General features: G+C 42.0%; 8 protein-coding genes. 4 read left to right on the top strand and 4 right to left on the bottom strand.

Features of this window, described 5'->3' with window-relative positions:
* The 3 genes from RMO35_RS12370 to RMO35_RS12360 all read left to right on the top strand — a co-directional run.
* On the top strand, positions 1–962 hold a 962-nt coding region (locus RMO35_RS12370), incomplete at its 5' end, for a DNA (cytosine-5-)-methyltransferase (RefSeq protein ID WP_309741559.1).
* Complete coding sequence (locus RMO35_RS12365; protein ID WP_309741557.1) at positions 959–1,315, top strand: DUF6932 family protein; 357 nt, start codon at positions 959–961, stop codon at positions 1,313–1,315. The genes RMO35_RS12370 and RMO35_RS12365, both read left to right, overlap by 4 nt.
* Positions 1,316–1,336: 21 nt before the next feature.
* On the top strand, positions 1,337–1,774 hold the full coding sequence (locus RMO35_RS12360; protein WP_309741556.1) for a helix-turn-helix transcriptional regulator: 438 nt from the start codon (positions 1,337–1,339) through the stop codon (positions 1,772–1,774).
* Positions 1,775–2,318: 544 nt separating this feature from the next.
* On the opposite strand, the gene RMO35_RS12350 is transcribed toward RMO35_RS12360, so the two are convergent.
* The 4 genes from RMO35_RS12350 to RMO35_RS12335 all read right to left on the bottom strand — a co-directional run bounded on the left by RMO35_RS12350 (position 2,319) and on the right by RMO35_RS12335 (position 4,440).
* Positions 2,319–2,684: a roadblock/LC7 domain-containing protein gene (locus RMO35_RS12350; RefSeq protein WP_309741554.1), complete on the bottom strand. Its 366-nt coding sequence runs from the start codon at positions 2,682–2,684 to the stop codon at positions 2,319–2,321.
* 63 nt (positions 2,685–2,747) lie between these two features.
* Complete coding sequence (locus tag RMO35_RS12345) at positions 2,748–3,224, bottom strand: hydrocarbon-binding protein (protein WP_310415180.1); 477 nt, start codon at positions 3,222–3,224, stop codon at positions 2,748–2,750.
* A 282-nt stretch (positions 3,225–3,506) separates the two neighbouring features.
* Entirely contained in the window at positions 3,507–4,076 is a 570-nt protein-coding gene (locus RMO35_RS12340; protein WP_309741550.1) for a hypothetical protein, read from the bottom strand.
* A 43-nt stretch (positions 4,077–4,119) separates the two neighbouring features.
* Positions 4,120–4,440 carry a metalloregulator ArsR/SmtB family transcription factor gene (locus RMO35_RS12335; protein ID WP_309741549.1) on the bottom strand — a complete coding sequence of 107 codons (321 nt, stop codon included), beginning with the start codon at positions 4,438–4,440 and terminating at the stop codon, positions 4,120–4,122.
* A gap of 670 nt (positions 4,441–5,110) precedes the next feature.
* Between RMO35_RS12335 and RMO35_RS12330 the strand changes: the two genes are divergently transcribed.
* The coding region (locus RMO35_RS12330) for an Hsp70 family protein (protein WP_309741560.1) at positions 5,111–5,193 on the top strand (83 nt) is incomplete at its 3' end.

Raw genomic sequence — 5,193 nt, 5'->3', positions numbered from 1 at the left:
AGATCGATCGTTTAAATAATAGTAACGATATGCGCGTCTCATCATTCTTTGCTGGTATCGGCGGTTTCGATCTCGGCTTGGAAAGAGCGGGGATGAGCGTTGTATTTCAATGCGAACTAGATCCTTTTTGCCAACAGATCCTCAACCGCCACTGGCCGCACGTACCCCTACATGACGACATCACCACCCTCAACCCAGCAACTATCCCTACCGCTGATTTATGGTGCGCTGGATGGCCTTGCCAAGACCTCAGCACCGCCAATACAGAACGAACGGGACTGTCGGGAAAACGAAGTGGTCTGTTCTTCACCTTTATGGACTTGGTTAGAGAAGTTCGCCCAGCGTGGTTGGTCATGGAAAACGTGCCGGGATTGCTCTCCGCCGAGCAAGGAGCCGCACTTGAGACAGTTATCGACACGCTCGAAGCGAACGGGTATCTGGGGGGATGGGTATCGTGTAACGCTGTCGATTCGGGCTTACCCCACAACCGAGACAGAGTATTCTTTATCGCAAGTTTTAGATCCGAACGTGCCTATCACTTCTTTACTGACAGCAGCGAATTGTCTGGGAATACTGCGGCGCGAGAATCGAGCAAAGCGCAAACTAGACCCGATTTTCGTCAAATCGCTCTCAGAGACAATCCGCTTGTGGTACAACGTCGCGGTGGCTTCGGATATACCTTGGCAAAAAGCATCTGCCCCACGTTACGCGCCCAAACTGGAGGACATCAAGGCGGCCATTCAGACCGACCGATACTCTGTGGCGAGGAACTTGACATGGACAGAGTGGGAGCGACTGATGGGGTTTCCTCCCGGCTGGACGGTCGCAGAGGGCGACTCATTGGCAACGCAGTCGTCCCCACCATTAGCGAATGGATTGGCAAACGAATCTTAGAAATCGAAATATTGGAGCAGAAGAATATGGCTACGGATCGATCGTCAATAAATCCCATAACGTCGTGAATACCGATCGATCTGTAGGTGCCCGCATCTCTGGTGCAAAGGATCTAATTGCGGCGCATGGTGCGAAAACAGGCTCTCAGAAAGCACAAGAAATCTTGAATCGCAGGGCAGAGTATCTGCCTAATGTTACTAGTAAAGAGCAACCGAATGATTTTGATGGCTGTTTCGACCCGATGACAGTAGATTTGTATAGTCTAGATCCGGTCTTTGATAGTGCAGCCGCTCAACAAGATCGGTTTGGAGGAGATCTGAAACCCAACCCCAATTTTGTTGGTTTCTTTCAAACAGATAGGGATGGTAATTCTAGAGGAGTTATCGAGATCGAGCCTCGCGAAGTATTACATTCACCGTAATTTATACCTAGAAAACGAGCAATGATCCAAAACGAGCGTCAATATAAAGTTACAAAAGCTAAGTTAAAAGATTTAGAGAAAGAGTTATCAAAACTCTTAGAAAATCGAGAATCAGCTACTAATACTCATCCTCGGTTGATGAGAATGCAAAGTGCAGCTTTGGAAGATCAAATTCAGATGATGTATAGAGAAATAGCCGAGTACAAAGATTTAAAAGATGGTAAAGTAAGGATTACGATCGATCGCCTATCAGAACTACCAATCGCATTAATTAAAGCGAGAATTTCATCCGGAATGACTCAAGGAGAACTAGCAGATAAGATCGGGATTAAAGAACAGCAAATCCAACGGTATGAGGCGAATCATTATCAGGCAGTGGGATTCGATCGATTGTTAGAGATTGCTAAGATTTTGTCGATCGAACTAGTCGATGAAGTCGTACTTCAACCTAGTCGTTAATCTAATCACAGTTAACAAAAATCTATTATGAATTCAGAGGAGGATTTTAATGAACTGGTTTATCCCGGTTGGTTATATCGAGAGCTAATCGATCCTAGACAAGAATTTGGTGCTTTGACTTGTCGATCGACATCAAAAGACCTCCTGCGAAAGTAAAAACAAAATCTTTTCTAGTATGGTTTTCGTCTATATTTTCTCCTAAAGCCTAAAGCCTAAAGCCTAATACCTGACTTTCGCAGGAAGTCTAAAGTATTGCAGTAGGTACAATCGCAACAATAGTAACTACTCTCACGTTTGGGTATTTTTACCTCAAGCCAATATTATCGGACATACTTGCTTTCGGTTTTGGCCGATCGAGCGTTTGGGCGGGATGAGGTAGCCATCAAAAAGGCAGGGATAGACGGGAATCAAACCGCTGTAGCGATCGCAAACATAGTATTGCTGAGGGCACAGCAAAAACCGAAGGTGATAAAATCACCTTCGGTTCGATCGAATAAACCCTAGATCGTAATATCAGTTCATGTTCGCGTGTTTGAAAAAATATCTAGTTTAGTACAGCTTTGATTTCGCCGACAGCACGTTTGATATCCAGCATTAATAGCCCTTGTTTTGCAGATTGACTAGCCAAAACAAGCAACACAGCATCATCGCCACAACCAATGAGAATGCCATAGCCATCAGCACCTTCAACCAAGATTTTTTCAACGCTACCGCGTGCTAATTCTTTACCGATTCGCTCGCCGAGGGAGAGCATCGCCGCAGACATTGCCGAAGTCCGTTCTTCATCCATCGTACCGGGAAGACTGGAGGCTAAAGGTAAGCCATCAGGAGATACCAAGGCTGCACCTTGGACATCAGAAGTACTCGATACAAAGCTCTGTAAAATTCCGCCAATTGTGCTTGCGCCCATGATTTTATTCCTAATTATGATTGATTGAGTTTGCTTGAGAGTTTAGAGTCAATTGTGCTAACGTTAGTTGACAGTGGTAAATTCAAATACATCGTGAGTACCACCGCGTAAAACTGATTCCGTGTGAACGCCACGAAGTTTTTTACCAGTGATTTCGCTCAACGCACCCCAGACTGCACCCATCGTAAAAGTACATTTACGATCCGAACCTGGGGCTTCACCAGCAGAGCAGACGGTCTCCGAACAATAAACTTTAATAACATCGCCGTCTTGGACGATCTTATTCACAGCAGTTAAGTGGGTACCATTGGCACCAACTGCTTCATTTAACTTGGTGGCAATCGTGCTTAAGTCTTGACTAGTACCAGACAAGCCTAACTCTTTGGCGATGTTTTTACCACGTTCGCGACCAGCAGCAATTAACGCGATCGCTGTGGCTTTTTCACCCAGCGCTTCTTCCATCCCAGTGATTACTGACTTGAAACAAACAATGCTGCTGAATTGGCCTAGATTTGGACGAGATGTGAGTTGGTTTGACATATTAATATTCCTACATTAAGACAACCGGCTCAGAGATTATTTTCTATATATAGATCTCAGTAGCTCAATCTTATGATTCCCATTTTAAATTCACATTTAACTATTTAATGATGTAATTTTGCAAAACAAGTAAAATTTAAAATGGTTGTTAAGTCGTTAAAAATATCCAATTTAATGTCAGCACTCACTAATAAGAGATGAACACTTGATATGTGTATTCAATTGATTTATGAATGAAGAAAAATCTCAAGCGATTTCAAATGAATTTTTACAGACAGTGCTTTACGCTTGTCTTTTAAGGATTAAGCTTCTCTTCTCTATTGGCAAATAAAATCTTCTGTTAAGGGAACTAAAAGTTTTCGATGAAGATTTTAGTTTCACACGCGTGCTTTTAAACTTAAAACTATATTGCAATTCAACTTCACTAAGATAATACTTATGATTCAGTGTCGATACAGTCTTGTTAAAACTTTTATTTATTCTGTCTCGATCTATTGCACACTGGACTACTTCTAAGATTAGATCGAATTCTAATGGTTTTCTTAAAATGGTTACTTCTGATAGAATTAGTTTACCAGAGAGATCGAAAATACTTGCTTCGGCTGTAAGCAAAATCCACGGGACTTTAGCAGTATGAATGCTGGGTAATTTTTCTAGCGTCGAGCATTTGGTCAGAGCAAAAGCAAGTGACTCAAACGAACAAATAACTAGATCTGTATCTTGCTCTTTTATCGATAATGTTCCGATCGCTAGATTAGCTGCTTCAATAACGTAAAAATCATTCTCTCTGAAAAATTGACATAATGAGTAGGAAAACTCGATATCCTCTTCAATGACTAAAATAGTTTTCATACCTTTTGATAAATAGATGCTGCTGTTGAGGAACTAATTAAAGCTATTTCATTTGTGCTAAGTTACTTTGCGTTTCAACCAAGTGATTGTTGAATACTTCAAGTGCAGCATCGAGGACTTTAAAAATAGCTGGATCGCAAATTGAGTAAAAAACAAAGTTACCTTGCTTGCGAATTTTGACTAGGTTGCACCGACGAAGTATTGCCAACTGCTGTGATACGGAGGAAGCATCTATCTCTAAGTACTGGGATATGTAGTTGACATTTTGTTCGCCCGATCTCAGAGTGTCCAGAATCTGAATTCGGACTGGATTTGACAGCACCTTGAAAAAATCTGCTTTGAAGTAACTAGGTTTAAAGGGCATCTCGATATCTCTCTATCTTCAAAGTTTTGCATATAGTTTAACACTAAAATTTTAGTGTTTAAGTAGCATTTATTTTAAAACAAATGCTACTTAAACATTAACTTCAAATTGGAGTCATCAAAACAAATGCGATCGGGTAGTTTTATGAGTATTAGCGCGCACTGTAGATGCAACTATCTTATATGTACCCAAATTCAGCAGCAAACTAACATCCCTACCGATTTTAATTGGAGATTCAGACTTTTTTAAGGACTCCCCGCTAACATTTGAACTAGAGCCACTGGGCAGTCGAGCTTCACACACACTCTTCTGAGCGAAAGTCCTTACAGGTGAGGCTCTAGCAGGAATCTTGACCAGATGAGAGTGCTACGTCACTAGCAGTCTCCGCAACCTCCTGACTCTCAAAAACTACGGTAAGCACCACTACTCTATACGGTTCGCCTCAATTTCGACATCGGCGTAAGTCACCTACAGTAGAGAGGTGTCAATCAAGGACTGTTAACAGTAATTTGTTAATCATAGAAGAGGTACGGAAAACCACCCTTTTTAAAAAGTCTGTGTTGGCACAAAGATAAGGATCGATCTGTAATATCGATCGCGCGAGTTGCCACTGGCACTCCTCGTCATTATTTAAACTGTTGTCATTATTAAGGAAGTAGTAAATAGTTTTATGGGAAAAGTTGTTGGCATTGACTTAGGAACTACCAACTCCTGCGTTGCGGTAATGGAAGGTGGCAAACCCACTGTAATCGC

The organism is Chamaesiphon sp. OTE_20_metabat_361 (assembly GCF_031364565.1).
Note: the sequence above shows the minus strand (reverse complement) of the source record. Positions and strands in the feature narration are given on the sequence as shown.